This window comes from Novosphingobium sp. ZW T3_23, from assembly GCF_044987305.1.
In the GTDB taxonomy this organism is placed as follows: Bacteria; Pseudomonadota; Alphaproteobacteria; order Sphingomonadales; family Sphingomonadaceae; genus Novosphingobium.
In genome coordinates, this window is the sequence record NZ_JBJDRF010000011.1 from 31,699 (window position 1) to 50,520 (window position 18,822).

An 18,822-nucleotide genomic window follows, 5' to 3' on the forward strand; every position below is an offset into this window, starting at 1 on the left:
CGATGTAACACCCCCTGTCGAGAATGGGCAACAGGCCCCCTCGTGGAATACCCTATCGCATTGCAACAGCGAAAGTTCCCTGCCGCAAGTGGGTAAGAGATGAAATCTGACGAAGGAACCGCGACGTCAACCGCCAAGGTGGAGATGTCGACACAGTCCGTGCCGAAACAGCCGGGAACGGATGCGAATGCGCCTTGGCAAATTCCTGGCCGTGCCTGGTGGAAGATCCTGAAGCGCGTCTATGTCATGAGCGGCTTCCATGAACTTGGGCTGCTCTCGGCGGGCCTGGCATTTTATTGCTTCCTCGCGCTGACGCCTCTTATCGGCGCAACGGTGATGATCTACGGCCTGTTCGGCAACGTCGACAGCGTGCATTCGCAGATGCAGAGCATTGTCGAGGTCGTCCCGCCGGAAGTCGCCCGCATGCTGGAGCAGCAGCTTGTCCAGATCGTCACGACCAGTCGCGGCGTTACCGGCTTCGCGCTTCTCATAGCCCTGTTCTTCGCCATTTTCGGCGGGATGCGCGCAGCGAACGGAATGATGAGCGCCCTCAACATCATCAACGAGGAACGCGAGACACGCGGCACCGTCTCGCTCACGCTGCGTGCGGTGGGGCTGACCGTGTCTGCCGTGTTCATCGCCCTTACCGGGGTGCTTTCCGGCGGCGTCTTCGCCTGGCTTCAGACCCAGACCAGCGTGTTCCTGGGAGATGCCACCGCGATACTGTTTAAATGGCTGACCTGGGTGGCCGCAGTGGCGCTCGGCAGCGCCGGCTTCGCGCTGATCATGCGCTATGGTCCCGATCGCAGCCCGGCCAAATGGCGCTGGCTCGCACCGGGTTCCCTGCTAGCGACCCTACTCTGGATCGCGGTCTCGTTCGGGTTCTCGCTCTACGTCGCCTATATCAGCGACTACAACGCCACGTACGGCTCGCTCTCCGCGATCGTCGTGTTCCTTATGTGGCTCTACCTTTCCGCTTACGGCGTGCTTCTGGGCGCGCTTGTCAATGCCGAGATCGAGCGCCAGACCTTCTGCGACACCACGATCGGCCCGACCTTGCCCGCCGGCGAACGCGGCGCGGTTCTCGCCGACCTTATCGACAATCGCGTTCCTTCGGCTTCCGAACTCGAACGCCACAAGCGCCGCCGCGCGGAACAGGTCCGTCGTCAGGCGGACTAGGACGTGGATTGCAGCGGTCGCCGTCGGTCATCCAGCCTGACGACCAGATCGGCGCGCACCGGCATTTCCTTCAGGATCCAGCGCGTCAGCCGTTCGTAGTGAGCGATGAAGCGGGCGATTTCATGGTCGTCCATCCGCCGCGCACCTTCATCGCCCAGCGCAAGACCGCGCTCCTGCTCAGCCCTCCACCCCTGCACCACCTCGAAACCGGGCGCAGCAAGAAGGACGAGCCGGTCTATCCGGGCAAACAGGCGCTGATAGGTATCGCCGAGCGCGTCATTGACGAAACTTCGCCAGCGAGCGTCCGGGTCCGCTTCTGCCTCCAGGGCATTCACCGGCCGCACGAGATCGCCGGGCGGCTGCGGCAATGCGCCGAGGCACCAGCCCTCCAGCAGCACGACCTCGCACCCCGGATCGACGATCGGCCAGTCCCGCTCGGCGACGCGCTCGTCGCGGGCCTTGTCGAAACGCGGAAGAGCGACCGGCAGGCCGCTTTCCAGATCGTCGAGAACCTCCAGCCCCAGTGAGATATCATGCGTTCCCGGCACGCCGCGCGTGGCCAGCAACGGATGGACATCCCGTGCCAGCGCCATCCTCTCGTCCCGAGTGAGATAGATATCGTCAAGCGAAAGCGTTGCCGCGCGCAAGCCCTCGCGTGACAGGGTCTCCGCCAGCGCGGCTGCCAAGGTCGACTTTCCCGACCCTTGCGCGCCGCAGATACCGATGACGACGGGCCTGCGTCGATGCCGGGCAAGCGCCACGCGCACCTGCCCAAGCACATCCGCCAGAATTTCGGGATCGATGCGCGGGGGCTCGCTGGCCTTCTCGCCTTCCGGCCTGTCGCTTTTCATCCCGCCTTTTCGGGCGTTCGCTTTCGATTGGCAAGCAGCCCGCATCGCAGCGGCGATCAGCCTTTGAGACGGTTGAAGACGGGGGCGCTCTGGGACTAGCTACTCGTCGAAACAAGCGCGAGGCCGGTGCTTGCGACCGGCCAGCGGATCCTGCCCGCCTGGGCGCGCTCCGCAACCCATCGCCCGCAGGAGAGGAAGCAGGAAGATGAGCGATATTCTGGGATACAGAGGCAAGCGCGTTATCGTCAGCGGCTGCTATTCGGGCATGGGCGAGGCGACGGCACGATTGCTCGTCGATCTTGGCGCCGAAGTGCATGGCTTCGACTTCAGGGAAAGCGCCGTGCCGATGGCCTCCTTCACGCAGATCGACTTGCGCGATCCCGCCACGATCGAAAGCGCCGTGGCGAAAGTGGGCGGCAAGGTGGATGCCCTGTTCAACTGCGCGGGCCTGCCCGGAGGCGGCGGCTTCCCCCCCATCGACGTCATGAAAGTGAATTTCCTGGGAACCCGTCATCTCACCGATACGGTCGTTCCGTTGATGGGCGAAGGCGCGGCCATCGTCTCGATCGCATCGACCGGTGGCCTCGGCTGGAGCCGCCGCATCCCGGTTCACATGCAGCTCCTGGCGACGCAGGGCTTCGAGGCCGGCCTTGCCTGGTGCGAAGCCAATCCGGATCAGGTTGCCGAAGGCTATGCGTTTTCGAAGGAAGCCGTGATCGTCTGGACCCAATTCATGGGCGCGCAGCTCATCAAGAAGGGCATTCGCATCAATTGCTCCCTGCCCTCTCCCACCCAGACGCCGATGATGGCCACTTTCCATGCCACCTCGGGCAAGGACGTGGTCGATGCGGCAGCCGAACCTCTCGGTCGCTACACCACGGCCGAGGAACAGGCCGGTCCGCTGGTGCTGATCAACTCCCGGCTTGCAGGCGTTGTGAACGGCATCGTCATGCCGGTCGATGGCGGTTTCATGGGCGGGCTGGCGACCGGGCAGGTCGATATCTCGCGAATGATGAGCAAGCAGCCCGCCTGACGCGGCATCTCTCACAGGCAATCGGAGGAAGGGTCGGACGGCATTGCCGCCCGGCCCTTTTCCCTATGCGTCAACCTGCTAAGAGACGGGCAACGACGGTAAAGGAGAGCACCCATGGATGACGCAGTACTGTACGAGATCGACGGGGACGGCATCGTCACGCTCACCCTCAACCGTCCGGAAATGCGCAATCCGATTTCCGACCCTGCGGTGATCGATGCCTTGCTGGACGCACTCGCCCGGCTTGAGGAAGATCCCGCAGCGCATGTGGCGATCCTGACCGGCGCCGGAAAGGGCTTCTCCTCCGGCGGGAACATCAACGAGATGAAGCCGGGCGGCAACGTCAACGGCGGCATGCCGGTGCGCACGCGGCTCAACTACAAACGCGGCATTCAGCGCCTGCCGCTGGCCTTCGCGGCCCTCGAAGTTCCAGTGATCGCAGCGGTGAACGGCGCCGCGGTGGGCGCCGGCTGTGACCTTACCTGCATGTGCGACTTGCGCATCGCGGGCGAAAGTGCGCGGTTTGCCGAAAGCTTCGTGAAGATCGGCCTGATCGCAGGTGATGGCGGCTCCTGGCTGCTTCCACGCGTGGTCGGCTGGTCGAAAGCGGCGGAAATGGCGCTTACCGGCGACATGATCGACGCTACCGAGGCACTGGCCTGCGGGCTGGTATCCAAGGTGGTCGCTGATGATCAGCTTATGCCCGAAGCCCGCGCCCTCGCCCGCCGGATCGCCGCCAATCCCTCGCACGCGGTCCGCATGACGAAGCGGCTCTTGTGGGAAGGCCGGCGCAGCGACCTTGCCACCCTGCTGGAGATGGCTGCCGCGATGCAGTCCGCCGCTCATGCCACCGAGGATCATGCCGAAGCGGTCGATGCCTTCCTGGAAAAGCGCAAGCCGGCCTTCAAAGGCTCTTGAATTTCGATGTGATCGGAGCATATGGCGATCACATCGAAATGTGAGAATGGATTTATCGCTATGGCTGGCAATGTGATCGAACAGGTCCGCAGGCTCGTTAACGAAGGCGGCATGAGCAAGGCAGGCCTCGCCCGCGCAGCCGGGCTTCACGCCAACACGCTTCGCGACTGCACCGAACTCGATTGGAACCCCACGGCCGAGACGCTGACGAAGCTCGAACGCTTCCTCCTGTCGAACGATGACCGCCCGGTGCTCGTCCCCATCGAGGAAATCATCGACGAAGCCCGCAACGGCCGCATGTTCATTCTCGTCGATGACGAGGATCGCGAGAACGAGGGCGATCTCGTGATTCCTGCGCAGATGGCCACGCCGCAAGCCATCAATTTCATGGCCACGCACGGCCGCGGGCTGATCTGCCTGACACTGACCAACCAGCGGGTCCAGGAACTCGGGCTCGACCTGATGAGCCAGCACAACGGCACGCGTCACGAGACTGCCTTCACGATCTCGATCGAGGCCCGCGAAGGCGTTACCACCGGCATTTCCGCCGCCGACCGCGCGCGCACAATCTCGGTCGCCATCGACGGCACGAAGACCAAGGCCGACATCGTCACTCCCGGCCACGTGTTCCCGCTGCGCGCACGCGACGGCGGCGTGCTGGTGCGCACGGGCCACACCGAAGCGGCCGTCGACATTTCTCGCCTTGCCGGCCTCAATCCCTCCGGCGTGATCTGCGAGATCATGAAGGACGACGGCACGATGGCGCGCATGGACGACCTGATCGCCTTCGCACGCATCCACGATCTCAAGATCGGCACGATCCGCGACCTGATCGCCTATCGCCGCCGCCATGACCGCATGGTCGAGAAGAAGAACGAGATCACCTTCCAGAGCCGCTTCGGCGGCCATTGGCTGGCGCGCAGCTACTTCAACAAGGCAACCGGCGAAGAGACGATGGCCCTGATAAAGGGACGGATCGATCCCGCCAAGCCCACGCTGGTGCGCATGCATACCCTGTCGATGTTCACCGACGTCTTCGGCGAAGAGTCGACCGAGCGGGGCGAGCTTCTCCACCGCTCGATGGAAATGATCGCCGAGGAAGGCGCGGGCGTGATCGTGGTGATCAATCGCCAGATCAACCAGCTGATGTCGCGCGTCATGGATATCAAGCAGCAGATCCGCGCAGGTGAAATGCCGGACATCGAAGAACTGCGCGATTACGGCGTGGGAGCCCAGATTCTGGCCGAACTCGGCATCCACGACATGATCCTGCTCACCAATACGCATCATTCGCTCGTCGCGCTGGAAGGCTATGGCCTCAACATTGCCGGCGAACGCCCCATCACCGCCCCCGAAGGAGCGAACTGACATGGCCCGTTTTCTCATCGTCGAAGCCCGCTTTTACGACCATCTCAATGACAAGCTGATCGCCGGCGCCAAGGCCGCGCTGAAGGCCGCCGGCCACCAGGCAGACGTCATCACTGTGCCCGGCGCGCTGGAGATCCCGGCTGCGATCTCGCTGGCCGATGCCACGGGCGACTACGACGGCTACGTGGCTATCGGTGTGGTCATTCGCGGCGAGACCTATCATTTCGAGATCGTCGCCGGCGAATCGGCGCGCGGGATCATGGCCCTGACCATGGATGGCATCCCCATCGGCAACGGCATCCTGACGGTCGAGAACGAGGAGCAGGCCCTCGTCCGCGCAGAACCCGCGCAGAAGGACAAGGGCGGCGAAGCGGCCAAGGCCGCCATCGCTCTCTACGATCTCAAGGAAAAATTCGCCTGAGCCTATTCGGCCGAAATGCGAACCAGGAATGCCCGCGAAATCGCGGGCATTCTTTTGCCCGGAATCCGTGCCGATAACGGGCCCAGATTTGCGAACGATATAAGATCAGGGAAAGTGGTGCGCCCGACGGGATTCGAACCCATGGCCCCCAGATTAGGAATCTGGTGCTCTATCCGGCTGAGCTACGGGCGCACTCGAAGCGCCTCCTAGCTTGGCGCGCCGGGCTTGGCAACGTGTTCGATGAGGCCTTCGATGGGACCGTTCAATTGGCCTGTTCGGGCGGAAGCACCGGAAACGGCAGTGCCGCGACGGCGATGCCTTCCTCGATAAGTTCCTTGGCCTGCTGGACGCTCGCGCGGCCGTGGATGGATTCGCTGTCCCGCTCTCCGTAATGCATCGCCCTTGCGTCATCCACGAAGCTGTCACCAACGAAGCGGCTGGATTTCAACGCCTCCGCCTGCATGACGGCAAGCTTCTGGAGCACCTCCACCGCCTGTGGCGGAAGCTCGACCGGAGCGGCAGGAGCATCCTCGGCACGCCGAACCGCAAGAACGGGCGTTCCCGCCCTCGCCGGTTCCGCGCGTTGATTGCCTTTGAGCCCGAGGCGCGGTGCCTGCACCGCCTTGCAGACATCCGCCGAACCGCAATGGGGGCAAGCAACCAGGCCGCGCTCCAATTGACGGGCGTAGTCGTCCGAGGACTTGAACCAGCCCTCGAAACGGTGCTGCGCGGAACGGCATTCGAGATCAAAGACGATGGGCATCGGCGGCTATTTGGCGATATCGCGGCGGTTGGCAAGACTGGGCAGCTGCGCACGTACTTCGGCGATGCGCGCGGGATCGATCTCGACGAAGCCCAGGCCCGCTGTTTCGCCCCCCAGATCGAGGAGTATCTCGCCCCAGGGATCGACGGCCAGCGAATGCCCGTAGGTTTCGCGGCCATCTTCATGCCGACCGACTTGCGCCGCACTGAGCACGAAAGCGCTGGCTTCGACGGCGCGGGCGCGCTGCATCAAATGCCAATGCGCCGTCCCGGTCGGCACGGTGAACGCCGCGGGCGCCGCGATCAGGTCGCACCTGGCCCGCCCGAGCGCTTCGAATAGCGCCGGAAACCGTATGTCGTAACAGATTGCCAGCCCCAGCAGGCCCAGCGGGGTTTCGACGGTGACAACGCGATCGCCGGGCGCGTAGGCATTGGATTCACGCCACGTCTCGCCGGTCGCCAGGTCCACGTCGAACATGTGGATCTTGTCGTAGCGAGCGCGAACTTCGCCGGTATCGTCGATCACGAAGGCCCGGTTGGCAAAGCGTGCATCGTGCTCAGAAGCCGGCGGTCGCACCGCCAGCGAGCCCAGGTGCACCCAGATGCCCTCGCGCGCAGCCGCCTCGCGCACCGCGGCAAGAACCCGGTCCTCGGCTTCCGGAACGATATGCGGTGCTGCGCGCTCGCGCCTGCGATCGATCAGCCCCGACATTTCCGGCGTGAACAGCATGACCGCGCCGGCCGCCTTCGCCTCGCCAATGGCCGAAACCAGCGCAGCGGCATTGTCCTGAGGCGAAATCCCGGACGTCATCTGAAACAGTGCGGCGCGGCCCATCGCGATCAGAGCCCCAGAACGGGGTCGAGTTTGCCCGCGCGGTTCAGGGCGTTGATATCGTCGAAACCGCCATAAGGCGCGCCATCGACCAGGACCTGAGGCACCGTGCGCGCACCGGGAACGCGCTCCAGCATTTCCTCACGCTTGGGTCCGCCCATCGTGATGTCGTATTCCTCATAAGCCACGCCTTTCTCGTCCAGAAGCGACTTGGCCATGACGCAGTAGGGGCATCCCCACTTGGTATAGATCTCGACCTTGGGCTGGCACATCGAATTCTTCCTTTTCCTTTTGGCGACCGAAGCCACTTTCCAGCTATCGGGCCCGCTATCGACCCCACTATCGGCAGGCGCGCGGGCGGACCTTGAAACCGGGGGCGGCTATCATATCTAGGGATTCAAGTCATGGCCCGCCAAGGGCATGGCTTGAAAACGAGGCGCCGGACAGTCCGGGCCTTGATGAAACGAAGATTGCTCATTGGAGGATTTTTGTCATGAACCGCATCGATTTTTCGCCCTATCGCCGCACCATGGTCGGTTTCGACCGCCTTTTCGACATGATCGAAAACCAGGGTCGCGCCAATCCGGGCGACAAGTACCCCCCTTTCAACATCGAGCGTCGCGGCCCCGATGCCTATCGCATCACTCTGGCCGTCGCGGGCTTCAAGCCGGCCGATATCGACATAACCGCACAGGCCAACCTGCTGGTGGTCAAGGGGCATAAGCCCGATGAGCACGCGGACGGCGAAATGCTGCATGTCGGGATCGCCCAGCGCGGTTTCGAGCGCCGCTTCGAACTGGCGGATTATGTCCGCGTCGATGGCGCCGATCTGGCCGATGGCCTTCTGGTGATCGATCTGGTGCGCGAAGTGCCCGAAGCGATGAAGCCCAAGAAGATCGCCATCGGCGGCAATACCCTGACGGTTGTCGATAGCGCCGCCGGAGACGCCTCGGCCGCCGCCTGATCGCGCCGATGAACTGACACATGCGGGCGGTCCGGGTTTTCCGGGCCGCCCTTTCCATATGCGCCTTCCTGACACCGATTGCGCGCACCGCACCGGGCGCACGCAAAAGAGCGTTGGACAGCCTGAAGACATTGCCTAAGCCGCGAGCTTTGCAACCTTGTGGGCTGCCCGTTTCTCATGATCTCGATCCTGTCGATCGTCCTCCCGATCTTCGCCTTGACCTTCATTGGCTGGCTGGCCCGTCGGATCGGTATCTTTAGTCCGCAGTCGACCACCGAACTAAACCGCTTCGTGGTCTATCTCGCTTTGCCCGCGTTGCTGTTCGACATCGTCGCCAAGGCAAAGGTGGCGGACTTGTGGCAGCCTGACTTCGTGGCCGTGTTCAGCCTCAGCACGTTCTTCTTCTTCGCCGCGACGGTCGCTGTAAGCCGGCTGGCCGGTAGAGACATCGGCGATGCCGCAATCCATGGATTGAACGGCGCTTACTCCAACACGGCTTTTCTGGGATTCCCGCTCCTCCTGGCGACCCTTGGACCAGGTTCGCAGACGCTGACGCTGATCGCTACGATCAATACCGTGTGCATGCTCTTTGCCGTCGCGATCGTGCTGATCGAATTCGGCAACCAGTCCAGCGCCCGGCCCATGGTAGTCGCGCTGCGGGTAGCTCAGGCCCTCTTTCGCAATCCGCTGGTGCTGGCGCCGCTTCTGGGCTTCGCCGTGATGTGGAGCGGCATGGGCGTCGCCGCCCCGCTCGACGCCTTCCTCAAGCTCCTGGGTTCCGCAGCCAGCCCCTGCGCTTTGGTGTGCCTGGGCATGTTCCTCGCTGAACCAAGAGAGGTCGAAGCCGGCGGCACCGGAAAAGCGGCCCTGCTCGTAACCCTCAAGCTGTTCGCCTATCCGGCGCTGACGCTGGCCTTGGCGGTCTGGGTCTTTCCGCTGGCAAAGCCGCTGCGCAATGCGGCGGTGCTGCTGGCCGCGCTTCCCACCGGGACGGGCCCCTTCATGCTGGCGGAATTTCACCGCCGGGAAGGTAGCCTGACGGCACGGGTCATCCTCGTCTCGACCCTGTTGTCGATCGGCACGATCACCCTGCTGCTTTCGCTTCTTGCCTGACGGAACGAAAAAGGGCGGACTCTTTCGAGCCCGCCCTTTCGGAAAACCTGACGTGACGGTCAGACCAGTCGCGCCTGCCGCAGCGCGGCGGCGATGAAGCCGGCGAACAGCGGGTGCGGTTCAAACGGCCTCGATTTGTATTCCGGGTGGAACTGCACGCCGACGAAGAACGGGTGATCCGGACGTTCGACGATTTCCGGAAGCAGGCCGTCAGGCGACATGCCGGAGAAGATCAGACCATCGCCTTCCAGCGTCTCGCGATAGGAAGCATTCACTTCGTAACGGTGGCGGTGACGCTCCGAAATCTGCGTGCTGCCATAGATCGCGGCGATATGGCTGTTGGGCGAAAGCTCGGCCGCATAGGCACCGAGGCGCATCGTACCGCCCAGGTCGCCGCCTTCGGCGCGCTTCTCCAGGCCGTCCTTGCCCATCCACTCGGTGATGATACCCACCACCGGTTCCTCGGTAGGGCCGAACTCGGTGGAGTTGGCCTTCTCGATCCCGGCAGAGCGCGCGCCTTCGATGCAGGCCATCTGCATGCCGAGGCAGATGCCGAAGAACGGCACTTCCCGCTCACGGGCGAAACGGACCGAGGCGATCTTGCCTTCCGTGCCGCGCTCGCCGAAGCCGCCCGGAACCAGGATGCCGTGCATCGGTTCGAGCGCGGCGGCGATTTCCGAATCTTCCTTCTCGAAGATCTCGGCATCGATCCAGTTCACGTTGACCTTGACGCGATTGGCCATGCCGCCGTGGACGAGCGCTTCGTTCAGCGACTTGTAGGCGTCCTGAAGGCCGACATACTTGCCGACCACACCGATGGTCACTTCGCCTTCGGGGTGCTCGAAACGGTCGGTAATGTCGTTCCAACGAGCAAGGTCGGGCGCCTGTGACGCCATGCCGAAGTGGTGAAGCACTTCGGCATCGAGGCCTTCCTGGTGATACTGGAGCGGCACTGCGTAGATGTTCGGCGCGTCCAGCGCAGGGATGACCGCCTGCGGACGGACGTTGCAGAACAGCGCGATCTTGCGGCGCTCGCTCTCGGGAAGCTCGCGATCGCAACGGCACAGCAGGATGTCCGGCTGGATGCCGAGGCCGGTGAGTTCGCGCACCGAGTGCTGCGTCGGCTTGGTCTTCAGCTCGCCGGCCGCCGCGATGTAGGGCACCAGCGTGACATGGACGAAGCAGGTCTGCTCGCGGCCGAGTTCGTTGCGCATCTGGCGCAGAGCCTCGACGAAGGGCAGGCCCTCGATATCGCCGACCGTGCCGCCGACCTCGCAGAGCACGAAGTCGAGATCCTCGGTCTCCGTCATCGCGAAGTCCTTGATCGCGTCCGTGACGTGCGGGATCACCTGGACGGTGGCGCCCAGATAGTCGCCGCGGCGCTCCTTGGCGATGATGTCCTGGTAGATGCGGCCCGAGGTAATGTTGTCCGCCTGGCGAGCCGAAACGCCGGTATAGCGCTCATAGTGACCCAGATCGAGGTCCGTCTCGGCACCGTCGTCGGTGACGTAGACTTCGCCATGCTGATACGGGCTCATCGTGCCCGGATCGACATTCAGATAGGGATCGAACTTGCGGATGCGGACGCGGTAGCCGCGTGCCTGCAGGAGAGCCGCGAGGCTCGCCGCCATGAGACCTTTGCCGAGCGAGGAGACCACGCCGCCGGTGATAAAAATATGCCGCGCCATGGGAGTCGGCCCTTAAATTGCATGGGGGCACGAGCGCAAGAGCGCTGTGCCTCAATCCACAGGTCAAAACAAATGAAATGCCGCCTGCCAGAGCCAGACGGCATTCCTGTTACGATGATGCGCCGGGTTTAACCCTGCCGGTATAGCCGTTTTACTGGCCGGCAGCACCCGAAAGCGGATCATTGGCCGGGGCGCTGCCGGCCGGAGCCGGGCCACCATTGGCCGGAGCGGGGCTGGCGCCGTTCGCCGGTGCAGCAGACGGTGCCGCTGCTCCGGCCAGCGGATCGGCCGGCTGCGCGGGTGCGGCCGGAGCCGTCTCGCGCTGAAGGGAGGTATCGATATCACGACCGGTGGTCGTATTGACCGCCAGCGCGGCAAGCACGATCGAAAGAATCACGAAGATGGCTGCAAGAACGCCGGTCGCACGGGTCATGAAATTGGCCGCGCCGCGTGCCGACATCAGACCCGAGGGATTGCCGCCACCCACGCCAAGGCCGCCGCCTTCCGACTTCTGCATCAGAATGACGACGACGAGCAGCAGCGCGACGATCGCCTGGACAACGGTCAGAAAGGTGAACAGCATCTTGCGTTTTTCTCAGTCTTCTCTGGGCCGAAAGCCCGCATCTCAAGCCGCGCAGATAGGCGCTCACCGCCCGTCGCGCAAGTCATCAGCCGCATGCCGCGTGCAAAGCCCGCAAGCCCACGGAATTACGATATCAGTCGTTCCCCAGCGAGGCTGCGGCACCGACGATCGCCAGGAAGCTCTCGGCGCTCAGGCTGGCGCCGCCGACCAGCGCGCCGCCCACTTCGGGCACGGCGAGCAATTCGCCGGCGTTATCGGCCTTGACCGAACCGCCATAGAGGATGCGCACGTCCGCCCCGCCCTCGCCGTAAATGGCAACGAGCTTCGCACGGATCGCCGCATGCATCGCGGCCACGTCCTCGATCGAAGGCACGCGGCCGGTACCAATCGCCCAGACCGGCTCATAGGCGACCGAGAGCTTTTCGGGGGCAGCATCCACCGCAGGGCACGATCCCTCGATCTGCGCGGCGACCACGGCTTCGGCGTCGCCCGCATCCCGCTGCGCCTCGGTTTCGCCGACGCAGAGAATCACCGCCAGGCCCGCCGACAGCGCAGCCTCGCCCTTGGCCTTCACGTCCGCGTCGCTTTCACCATGAAGGGTGCGTCGCTCGGAATGGCCGACGATGGTGAAATCGGCGCCCGCGTCCTTGAGCATCGGGGCGGAGATGTCGCCGGTGAAGGCACCGCTGTCCTCGGCGCGGCAGTCCTGTCCGCCCACGCCGATCAGCTCTACGGCATCGCGAATGCGGTAGAGCAGCGTCGCCGGAGGCGCGACCGCCACTTGCACCTTCGGGAAGCGTGCAGCGGCCCGGTCAATCGCGCGCGCCTCGTTGAGCATCGCACGCGTGCCGTTCATTTTCCAGTTACCGACGATGTAAGGCAGACCAGCCATCTTATTAAGAAACCTTGATTTCAGGGCGCGCAGGCTTCTCCGAATCCCGGCAGGAAGCAGGAATCACAAGCCGCGCTTTCCCGGCGCTGCTAGTGCAGAGAGACCGGTCTTGTCAAAATTCGTGCTTCCCTGCGGGCGCCCCGCGGCAGCTTGGGTGACGGCTTGGCCACCGAACGGCAGCCGGCGAATTGGCGAGTCGATGTGGGCTTATCGCACGTCGGCATTGCAGGATGGTACAAGCCACCCTAAAGCCAGCGCGTTTTCTCGCGGCGGCAGCGCCTTCGCTCCGACTTGACCCAATTTTCCACGCTGATCGGCACGGTACATGATCTCATTCTTCCGCAACGTTCTGAGTTCCAAGATCGGCGCCGGCATTGCCCTGGCGGTGCTGGTGCTCATCACGCTGGCCTTCGTGGGCGGCGATCTTACTGGCCTGCGCGATTCCGGCGGGATCGCCAGCGGCAACTCCGTCGCCACCGTCGGCAAGGACGAGGTCGAGGAGAACGAACTTGCGCTCGCGGCCAAGTCTGCGCTGTCGCGCGTTCAGGCGCAGGACCCCGCGATGACCATGAAAGTGCTCATCGCGCAGGGCGGGCTGGAACAGGTGCTGGACGAACTGATCGACCGCACCGCCACCGCGTTTTTCGGCAAGAAGATCGGTGTCGTCGCCGGAGATCGCCTCATCGATAGCGAGATCGCCCGCATCCCGGCCTTCCAGGGTGTAGACGGCAAGTTCGACCAGGCGACCTTCCGCCAGCTTCTGGGTCAGCAGGGTCTTTCGGAAAAGTCGCTTCGCGAAGACATCGCCCAGGGCCTGATCGCACAGCAGCTGATGCTGCCCGCGCAGTTCGGCACCACGATGTCCAGCTTCGCCGCCAAGCGCTATGCCGCCCTGCTGGACGAAAACCGCTCCGGCTCGGTCGTAGCCCTTCCCTCGCAGGCGTTCTTCCCGGCGAATGCCCCTACCGACGCTGAGCTTCAGGCTTTCTACAAGAGCCACACCAACACGTTCATCCGTCCGGAGCGTCGCGTGATCCGTTACGCCACCTTCGGCGAGGACGCGGTGAAGAATATCGCCGCCCCCACCGACGCGGAGATCGCCAAGCGCTACCAGGCCGACAAGGCGCTCTACGCCGCGCAGGACAATCGCAAGGTATCGCAGCTCATCGTTCCGACCGAAGCGGCAGCCAAGGCCGTCGCGGCGGAAGTCGCGGGCGGCAAGTCGCTGGAAGTCGCCGCCAAGGAAAAGGGGCTCTCGGTGGCAAAGCTGGAGTTCTTCAGCAAGGACCAGCTTTCCAGCCAGTTCTCGCCGGCCGTGGCCGATGCCGTTTTCGCCGCTCCGGTGGGCAAGCTCACCGCACCGCAGAAGAGCGCGCTGGGCTGGCATCTGATCCGTGTCGAGGAAGAGCAGAAGAAGCCCGAGCGCTCGCTTGCCGACGCGCGGGAAGAAATCGTCGCCAAGCTGGCCGTCGAAAAGAAGAACACGGCCTTCACCGACCTTCTCGCCAAGATCGAGGATGAGTTCGGCAACGGCGCCAGCCTGGTCGAAGTGGCCAAGTCGCTCGGCGCGACGGTTCAGACGACTGCTCCAATCACGGCCAATGGCGTGGTCTACGGCAAGCCCGGCGAAACCGCTCCCGCGCTGTTGCAGTCGGTGCTGAAGACAGCATTCGCCATGGACCAGGAAAAGCCGCAGTCGGCGCAAGTCAGCCAGGACGGCAACCCCGTTCCCGCCGAACGCAATTTCGTCCTCTATGACGTCACCCAGATCACGCCTTCGGCGCCCGCTCCTTTCAAGGAAATCGTGGAGGACGTGAAGACGGCCTGGCTGCTCGACAAGGGCGGTGCCGCCGCGAAGGCCGCAGCGATGCAGATCCAGGCGCAGGTCCGCAAGGGCAAGAGCCTGGAGCAGGCCGTGGCCGCGACCGGCAAGACGCTGCCGCCGGCCGAGCAGGTCTCGATGTCACGCGCCACGCTGACCGCGGCGCTCCGCTCGGGCCGCCAGGTGCCGCCTCCGGTATCGCTGATGTTCCACATGGCCAAGGGCACGGTTAAGGTTCAGGCCGCCGGGCAGAACCGTGGATGGTTCGTCGTCCTGCTCAAGGATGTGGTGCCCGGCAAGGTCGAGTCGGCCCAGCTTGTGGAAGGCACCCAGCGCGAACTCGGTGGCCAGCTTGGCCAGGCCTATACCGATGCCCTGGGCAAGGCGATCCGCAAGGAAGTGGGCGTCACCAAGCACGAAAAGGCCATCAAGGTCGTGCGGGATCAACTCGTCGGCACTGCCGGCGCCGAATAAGCAACAGCAATGAAGATCGGGGTTATGGAACGCGAATCGGATCGTCTGGCGGCATTGGCGCAGCTCTCTGAGGGCAAGCCGGCGCTGCTCTGGCGAAAGCTCGTCGCGGACACCGAAACCCCGGTCGCCGTCGCGCTCAAACTCTTCGAGGAAGGGCGCGGCGATTTCCTGCTCGAATCGGTCGAGGGCGGCGAGACGCGCGGGCGCTACAGCCTGATCGGCCTCGATCCCGACCTGGTGTTTCGCGCCGAAGGTCATGGCTGCGAGATCAATCGCGATTGGCAGACCGACCGGGAAGCCTTCTCGCCGCTGGCGGGCGACACCCTGGCGGAACTGCGCGCCTTGGTCGAAAGCTGCCGCTTCGACGTGCCGCCCCAGCTGCCGCCCGCCCTCGCCTGTCTGGTCGGCTACTTCGGCTACGAGACCATCGGCCTCGTGGAGAAGCTTCCGCGCGCGCCGCAAAGCACGCTCGCCTTGCCCGACATGCTGTTCGTGCGGCCTTCGCTGATCCTCGTGTTCGATCGGCTGAGCGACGAACTGTTCTGCGTGGCGCCGCTCTGGCCGGAGGCGGGCGCGCCGGAACGCCTTGTCGAACGGGCCGAGGAGCGAATTGAGGAGGCCCTGCGCAAGCTCGCGGCGCCCGCCCCGGCAGCACCCGCAGCAACCGAGATCGCCGAGCCGGTTCAAACTCCGGCAATGTCTGCGGCGGACTACCAATCCATGGTTCTTCGCGCGAAGGACTATATCGAGGCCGGAGACATCTTCCAGGTCGTGCTGGCTCAGCGCTTCACCTGTGAATTCCCGCTGCCGCCGCTGGCGCTCTATCGATCCCTGCGCCGCGTCAATCCGTCGCCGTTCCTCTACTTCCTGGACATGCCGGGCTTCGCACTGATCGGTTCCAGCCCCGAAATCCTGGTCCGTGTACGCGAAGGCGAAGTCACGATCAGGCCGATCGCCGGAACGCGCCCGCGCGGCAAGACCGCCTCGGAGGACAAGGCCAACGAAGTCAGCCTGCTTGCCGACCCGAAGGAGCGCGCGGAGCATCTCATGCTGCTCGACCTCGGGCGCAACGACGTCGGCCGGGTCGCGGCGGCGGGCACCGTCGAGGTGACCGACAGCTACACGATCGAGCGCTACAGCCACGTCATGCACATCGTCTCGAACGTGGTCGGCCAGCTCGACGCGGCGAAGCATGACGCGATCGACGCGGTCTTCGCCGGCTTCCCGGCGGGCACGGTTTCCGGCGCTCCCAAGGTCCGCGCCTGCGAGGTCATCGCCGAACTGGAGCCCGAGACGCGCGGCGCCTATGCTGGCGGCGTGGGTTATTTCGCGCCGGACGGTTCGGTCGATTCCTGCATCGTCCTGCGCACGGGGGTGTTGAAGAACGGCATTCTCCACGTCCAGGCCGGCGCCGGAATCGTGGCCGACAGCGATCCCGCCTATGAACAGCGCGAATGCGAGGCCAAGTCCGGCGCTCTATTCGCCGCCGCCCGCGAAGCCGTGCGCGTCGCCGGGGAGCCGGGCTTCGGACAATGAAGCCGGCCGCCACCGCGGCCGTGTTGTTCCTCGCCGCCTGCTCGTCGGGCGGTGCGAAGCAGGAAGCGGCCGCACCGCCGCCGCCCGCCTGCAGCGGCGCGACGTTCGAAGGCGCATCCTTCACCCATTGCCTGGCGGATCCGGCCCGCCATACCATTCACATGGTCCTCGGCCCTTCGGGCAAGCCGCCCTATCGCAGCCTTTCGCAACTGGCCGTAGACCGGCCGGGCAAGAACCATGCGGTCGCCTTTGCCATGAACGGGGGCATGTTCGATCAGGACGGGCAGCCCATCGGCTATTACGTCGAAAGCGGTGTTCGCGGACACAAGCTCAACACCAACGAAGGCTGGGGTAACTTCCATCTCCAGCCAAACGGCGTCTTCTACGGCGATGCGGCCGGAAATTGGTCCGTGCGAGCAACTGCATCGTTCGCGAAGACGGTTTCCAACCGACCCGACTTCGGAACCCAATCGGGACCGATGCTGGTGATCGACGGCAAGCTTCATCCGAAGATCGACCCCGACGGCGAATCGAAGAAGCTCCGCAACGGCGTGGGCGTCGATCGCCAGGGCCGCGCGCATTTCGTCATTTCGGACGAGCCGGTATCCTTCGGCAAGCTCGCACGCTATTTTCGAGATGCCCTGAAATGCTCCAATGCGCTGTTCCTCGACGGCAGCGTATCGTCGCTCTGGGATCCGGAGCACGGGCGAGTGGATGGCGGACCGCCGCTCGGCCCCTTGATCGTCGTCGAGAAAGCGGCGAAAGGCACAAGATGATCCTCGTCATCGACAACTACGACAGCTTCACCTGGAACCTGGTCCATTACGTGATGGAATTGGGCGCGAAGGTGGAGGTCGTCCGCAACGACGCCCTGACTGCGGCCCAGGCCATTGCCAGCGGCGCCCAGGGCTTTCTCCTGTCGCCGGGGCCTTGCACGCCGAACGAGGCTGGCATCAGTCTCGACCTCGTCGCCGCCGCTGCCGACGCCGGAAAGCCCCTGCTCGGGGTATGCCTCGGGCACCAGTCGATCGGCCAGTATTTCGGCGGCAAGGTGGTTCGCGGCGGATTGATGCACGGCAAGACATCCCCCGTCACGCATGACGACACGGGCGTGTTTGCAGGCATCCCCTCGCCCTTCACGGCAACCCGCTATCACTCGCTGATCGTCGAGGATATTCCGGATGTCCTGAAGGTCAACGCGCGCTCCGACGATGGCCATGTGATGGGTTTCCGCCACGCCGAACTGCCCATCCACGGCGTGCAGTTCCATCCCGAAAGCATCGCCACCGAACATGGCCACGCCATGCTGGCGAACTTCCTCAAGGTTTGCGGCATCGACGCAAGGCTCCCGGCCCGGATCGCGGCATGACGGTTCGCACCACGCTTCCGGATCCGCTTCATCCGATCGACGAATCCGAAGCCGAGCATGCCTTCGGCCTGATCCTCGACGGCAAGGTCGACGACGAGACGATCGTGCGGTTTCTGATCGCGCTGACCGAGCGCGGTGAGACGGCCAGCGAGATCGCGGGTGCCGCGCGGGCCATGCGCACCCGGATGATCCCGATCGCCGCTCCCGCCAATGCCATCGATGTCTGCGGCACCGGGGGAGACGGCCATCACACGCTGAACGTCTCGACGGCCGTTTCGCTGGTGGTTGCGGCCTGCGGCGTTCCTGTTGCCAAGCATGGGAACCGCGCCGCCAGTTCCAAGGCGGGCGCGGCCGATACGCTGGAAGCCCTCGGCCTCAATCTCGATCGTGCCGCCGAAACCGCCGAAGAGACGCTGGGGGATCTCGGCATCTGCTTTCTCTTCGCGGCGCGCCATCATCCGGCGATGGGCAAGATCATGCCGCTCCGCAAGGCGATCGGGCGGCGTACGATCTTCAATCTCATGGGCCCGCTGGCCAATCCCGCCAATGTCACCCGCCAACTGGTGGGCATTGCCCGCCCCGCCTATGTGCCGATCTATGCCGAAGCGCTGATGCACCTGGGCAGCGATCACTCCTTTGTCATTTCCGGAGACGAGGGGCTGGACGAGTTGAGCCTGGCGGGCGGCAACGAAGTGGCCGAGATCAAAAGCGGCGAACTTTCGATGCGCCGTGTCTCGCCGGAGGACGCGGGGCTTCCTGTCTCCCCGGTCGGCGCGATCCGCGGCGGCGACGCGGCTTACAATGCCGAAGCCCTGCGCCGCCTGCTGCTGGGCGAGCATGGACCTTACCGGGATGCCGTCCTTCTCAACGCCGCCGGGGCACTGATCGTCGCCGGCGAAGTCGAGACCTGGCGCGAAGGCGTGGAGGAAGCCGCCGAGGCTATCGACAAGGGCCTTGCGAATGCCCTCCTCAATTGCTGGATTTCCGCGCTTCGGCCCTGAGCCGCCGCGTCTTCGA

Annotated in this window: 19 protein-coding genes and 1 tRNA gene; 12 read left to right on the forward strand and 8 right to left on the reverse strand. The window is 64.4% G+C overall.

The genetic code is table 11. The features are described from left to right. Positions 1-99: 99 nt before the first annotated feature. The gene (locus ACI3K3_RS08535) at positions 100-1,179 is read left to right on the forward strand and encodes a YihY/virulence factor BrkB family protein (protein WP_404913171.1); all 1,080 of its coding nucleotides are present in this window, start codon (positions 100-102) and stop codon (positions 1,177-1,179) included. Here ACI3K3_RS08535 and ACI3K3_RS08540 read toward each other — a convergent pair. Next, complete coding sequence (locus ACI3K3_RS08540) at positions 1,176-2,030, reverse strand: adenylyl-sulfate kinase (protein WP_404913172.1); 855 nt, start codon at positions 2,028-2,030, stop codon at positions 1,176-1,178. The genes ACI3K3_RS08535 and ACI3K3_RS08540 overlap by 4 nt on opposite strands. 205 nt (positions 2,031-2,235) lie before the next feature. Here ACI3K3_RS08540 and ACI3K3_RS08545 point away from each other — a divergent pair, with 205 nt between their 5' ends. The 4 genes from ACI3K3_RS08545 to ribH all read left to right on the forward strand — a co-directional run bounded on the left by ACI3K3_RS08545 (position 2,236) and on the right by ribH (position 5,770). Further along, positions 2,236-3,063, forward strand: a complete 828-nt coding sequence (locus ACI3K3_RS08545) for a coniferyl-alcohol dehydrogenase (RefSeq protein WP_404913173.1) — start codon at positions 2,236-2,238, stop codon at positions 3,061-3,063. A 114-nt stretch (positions 3,064-3,177) separates the two neighbouring features. Further along, positions 3,178-3,981, forward strand: a complete 804-nt coding sequence (locus ACI3K3_RS08550; protein WP_404913174.1) for a crotonase/enoyl-CoA hydratase family protein — start codon at positions 3,178-3,180, stop codon at positions 3,979-3,981. A gap of 60 nt (positions 3,982-4,041) precedes the next feature. After that, positions 4,042-5,349: a 3,4-dihydroxy-2-butanone-4-phosphate synthase gene (gene ribB / locus ACI3K3_RS08555; protein ID WP_404913175.1), complete on the forward strand. Its 1,308-nt coding sequence runs from the start codon at positions 4,042-4,044 to the stop codon at positions 5,347-5,349. Between the two features lies 1 nt (position 5,350). After that, on the forward strand, positions 5,351-5,770 hold the full coding sequence (ribH, locus tag ACI3K3_RS08560; protein WP_404913176.1) for a 6,7-dimethyl-8-ribityllumazine synthase: 420 nt from the start codon (positions 5,351-5,353) through the stop codon (positions 5,768-5,770). A 115-nt stretch (positions 5,771-5,885) separates the two neighbouring features. Here the strand turns inward: ribH and ACI3K3_RS08565 are convergent. The 4 genes from ACI3K3_RS08565 to grxC form a co-directional block, all read right to left on the reverse strand. Then, positions 5,886-5,962: transfer RNA gene (locus ACI3K3_RS08565), tRNA-Arg, on the reverse strand. A 70-nt stretch (positions 5,963-6,032) separates the two neighbouring features. Continuing rightward, a complete protein-coding gene (locus ACI3K3_RS08570) occupies positions 6,033-6,533 on the reverse strand; it encodes a DUF1178 family protein (protein WP_404913177.1) in 501 nt (166 codons plus the stop codon). Positions 6,534-6,539: 6 nt separating this feature from the next. Then, positions 6,540-7,367, reverse strand: a complete 828-nt coding sequence (locus ACI3K3_RS08575) for a carbon-nitrogen hydrolase family protein (protein ID WP_404913178.1) — start codon at positions 7,365-7,367, stop codon at positions 6,540-6,542. Between the two features lie 5 nt (positions 7,368-7,372). Further along, entirely contained in the window at positions 7,373-7,636 is a 264-nt protein-coding gene (gene grxC / locus ACI3K3_RS08580) for a glutaredoxin 3 (protein WP_404913179.1), read from the reverse strand. A gap of 221 nt (positions 7,637-7,857) precedes the next feature. Here grxC and ACI3K3_RS08585 point away from each other — a divergent pair, with 221 nt between their 5' ends. Both ACI3K3_RS08585 and ACI3K3_RS08590 read left to right on the forward strand, forming a co-directional pair. After that, positions 7,858-8,328 (forward strand): Hsp20 family protein, encoded by a 471-nt coding sequence (locus ACI3K3_RS08585; RefSeq protein WP_404913180.1) that lies wholly within the window; start codon positions 7,858-7,860, stop codon positions 8,326-8,328. A gap of 177 nt (positions 8,329-8,505) precedes the next feature. Beyond that, positions 8,506-9,441 (forward strand): AEC family transporter, encoded by a 936-nt coding sequence (locus ACI3K3_RS08590; RefSeq protein ID WP_404913181.1) that lies wholly within the window; start codon positions 8,506-8,508, stop codon positions 9,439-9,441. A gap of 59 nt (positions 9,442-9,500) precedes the next feature. On the opposite strand, the gene ACI3K3_RS08595 is transcribed toward ACI3K3_RS08590, so the two are convergent. From ACI3K3_RS08595 to tpiA, 3 genes are all read right to left on the reverse strand, one after another. Next, the gene (locus ACI3K3_RS08595) at positions 9,501-11,129 is read right to left on the reverse strand and encodes a CTP synthase (RefSeq protein ID WP_404913182.1); all 1,629 of its coding nucleotides are present in this window, start codon (positions 11,127-11,129) and stop codon (positions 9,501-9,503) included. A gap of 151 nt (positions 11,130-11,280) precedes the next feature. Then, positions 11,281-11,709 (reverse strand): preprotein translocase subunit SecG, encoded by a 429-nt coding sequence (secG, locus tag ACI3K3_RS08600; RefSeq protein WP_404913235.1) that lies wholly within the window; start codon positions 11,707-11,709, stop codon positions 11,281-11,283. Between the two features lie 136 nt (positions 11,710-11,845). Beyond that, positions 11,846-12,604 carry a triose-phosphate isomerase gene (gene tpiA / locus ACI3K3_RS08605; protein ID WP_404913183.1) on the reverse strand — a complete coding sequence of 253 codons (759 nt, stop codon included), beginning with the start codon at positions 12,602-12,604 and terminating at the stop codon, positions 11,846-11,848. Between the two features lie 325 nt (positions 12,605-12,929). Here tpiA and ACI3K3_RS08610 point away from each other — a divergent pair, with 325 nt between their 5' ends. The 5 genes from ACI3K3_RS08610 to trpD are packed head-to-tail and all read left to right on the forward strand — an operon-like array spanning position 12,930 to position 18,806. Next, positions 12,930-14,900 carry a peptidyl-prolyl cis-trans isomerase gene (locus ACI3K3_RS08610; RefSeq protein WP_404913184.1) on the forward strand — a complete coding sequence of 657 codons (1,971 nt, stop codon included), beginning with the start codon at positions 12,930-12,932 and terminating at the stop codon, positions 14,898-14,900. Between the two features lie 24 nt (positions 14,901-14,924). Then, positions 14,925-16,436 (forward strand): anthranilate synthase component I, encoded by a 1,512-nt coding sequence (gene trpE, locus ACI3K3_RS08615; RefSeq protein WP_404913236.1) that lies wholly within the window; start codon positions 14,925-14,927, stop codon positions 16,434-16,436. Continuing rightward, positions 16,433-17,212, forward strand: a complete 780-nt coding sequence (locus ACI3K3_RS08620) for a phosphodiester glycosidase family protein (protein WP_404913185.1) — start codon at positions 16,433-16,435, stop codon at positions 17,210-17,212. The genes trpE and ACI3K3_RS08620 overlap by 4 nt, the downstream gene beginning before the upstream one ends. Then, on the forward strand, positions 17,209-17,805 hold the full coding sequence (locus ACI3K3_RS08625; protein WP_404913186.1) for an anthranilate synthase component II: 597 nt from the start codon (positions 17,209-17,211) through the stop codon (positions 17,803-17,805). Before ACI3K3_RS08620 ends, ACI3K3_RS08625 begins: the two co-directional genes overlap by 4 nt. After that, positions 17,802-18,806, forward strand: coding sequence for an anthranilate phosphoribosyltransferase (gene trpD, locus ACI3K3_RS08630; protein WP_404913187.1), 1,005 nt, complete (start codon positions 17,802-17,804; stop codon positions 18,804-18,806). The genes ACI3K3_RS08625 and trpD overlap by 4 nt, the downstream gene beginning before the upstream one ends. Positions 18,807-18,822 lie beyond the last annotated feature (16 nt).

What these genes read in the sequence shown, in the direction of transcription:
- ACI3K3_RS08550 (WP_404913174.1), top strand. Translation starts at nt 3,178, where the DNA reads ATGGATGACGCAGTACTGTACGAGATCGACGGGGACGGCATCGTCACG.
- trpD (WP_404913187.1), top strand. Translation starts at nt 17,802, where the DNA reads ATGACGGTTCGCACCACGCTTCCGGATCCGCTTCATCCGATCGACGAA.
- ribH (WP_404913176.1), top strand. Translation starts at nt 5,351, where the DNA reads ATGGCCCGTTTTCTCATCGTCGAAGCCCGCTTTTACGACCATCTCAAT.
- trpE (WP_404913236.1), top strand. Translation starts at nt 14,925, where the DNA reads ATGGAACGCGAATCGGATCGTCTGGCGGCATTGGCGCAGCTCTCTGAG.
- ACI3K3_RS08590 (WP_404913181.1), top strand. Translation starts at nt 8,506, where the DNA reads ATGATCTCGATCCTGTCGATCGTCCTCCCGATCTTCGCCTTGACCTTC.
- ACI3K3_RS08625 (WP_404913186.1), top strand. Translation starts at nt 17,209, where the DNA reads ATGATCCTCGTCATCGACAACTACGACAGCTTCACCTGGAACCTGGTC.
- ACI3K3_RS08540 (WP_404913172.1), bottom strand. Translation starts at nt 2,030, where the DNA reads ATGAAAAGCGACAGGCCGGAAGGCGAGAAGGCCAGCGAGCCCCCGCGC.
- ACI3K3_RS08535 (WP_404913171.1), top strand. Translation starts at nt 100, where the DNA reads ATGAAATCTGACGAAGGAACCGCGACGTCAACCGCCAAGGTGGAGATG.
- ACI3K3_RS08545 (WP_404913173.1), top strand. Translation starts at nt 2,236, where the DNA reads ATGAGCGATATTCTGGGATACAGAGGCAAGCGCGTTATCGTCAGCGGC.
- ribB (WP_404913175.1), top strand. Translation starts at nt 4,042, where the DNA reads ATGGCTGGCAATGTGATCGAACAGGTCCGCAGGCTCGTTAACGAAGGC.
- ACI3K3_RS08570 (WP_404913177.1), bottom strand. Translation starts at nt 6,533, where the DNA reads ATGCCCATCGTCTTTGATCTCGAATGCCGTTCCGCGCAGCACCGTTTC.
- ACI3K3_RS08595 (WP_404913182.1), bottom strand. Translation starts at nt 11,129, where the DNA reads ATGGCGCGGCATATTTTTATCACCGGCGGCGTGGTCTCCTCGCTCGGC.
- grxC (WP_404913179.1), bottom strand. Translation starts at nt 7,636, where the DNA reads ATGTGCCAGCCCAAGGTCGAGATCTATACCAAGTGGGGATGCCCCTAC.
- ACI3K3_RS08575 (WP_404913178.1), bottom strand. Translation starts at nt 7,367, where the DNA reads ATGGGCCGCGCCGCACTGTTTCAGATGACGTCCGGGATTTCGCCTCAG.
- ACI3K3_RS08610 (WP_404913184.1), top strand. Translation starts at nt 12,930, where the DNA reads ATGATCTCATTCTTCCGCAACGTTCTGAGTTCCAAGATCGGCGCCGGC.
- ACI3K3_RS08620 (WP_404913185.1), top strand. Translation starts at nt 16,433, where the DNA reads ATGAAGCCGGCCGCCACCGCGGCCGTGTTGTTCCTCGCCGCCTGCTCG.
- ACI3K3_RS08585 (WP_404913180.1), top strand. Translation starts at nt 7,858, where the DNA reads ATGAACCGCATCGATTTTTCGCCCTATCGCCGCACCATGGTCGGTTTC.
- tpiA (WP_404913183.1), bottom strand. Translation starts at nt 12,604, where the DNA reads ATGGCTGGTCTGCCTTACATCGTCGGTAACTGGAAAATGAACGGCACG.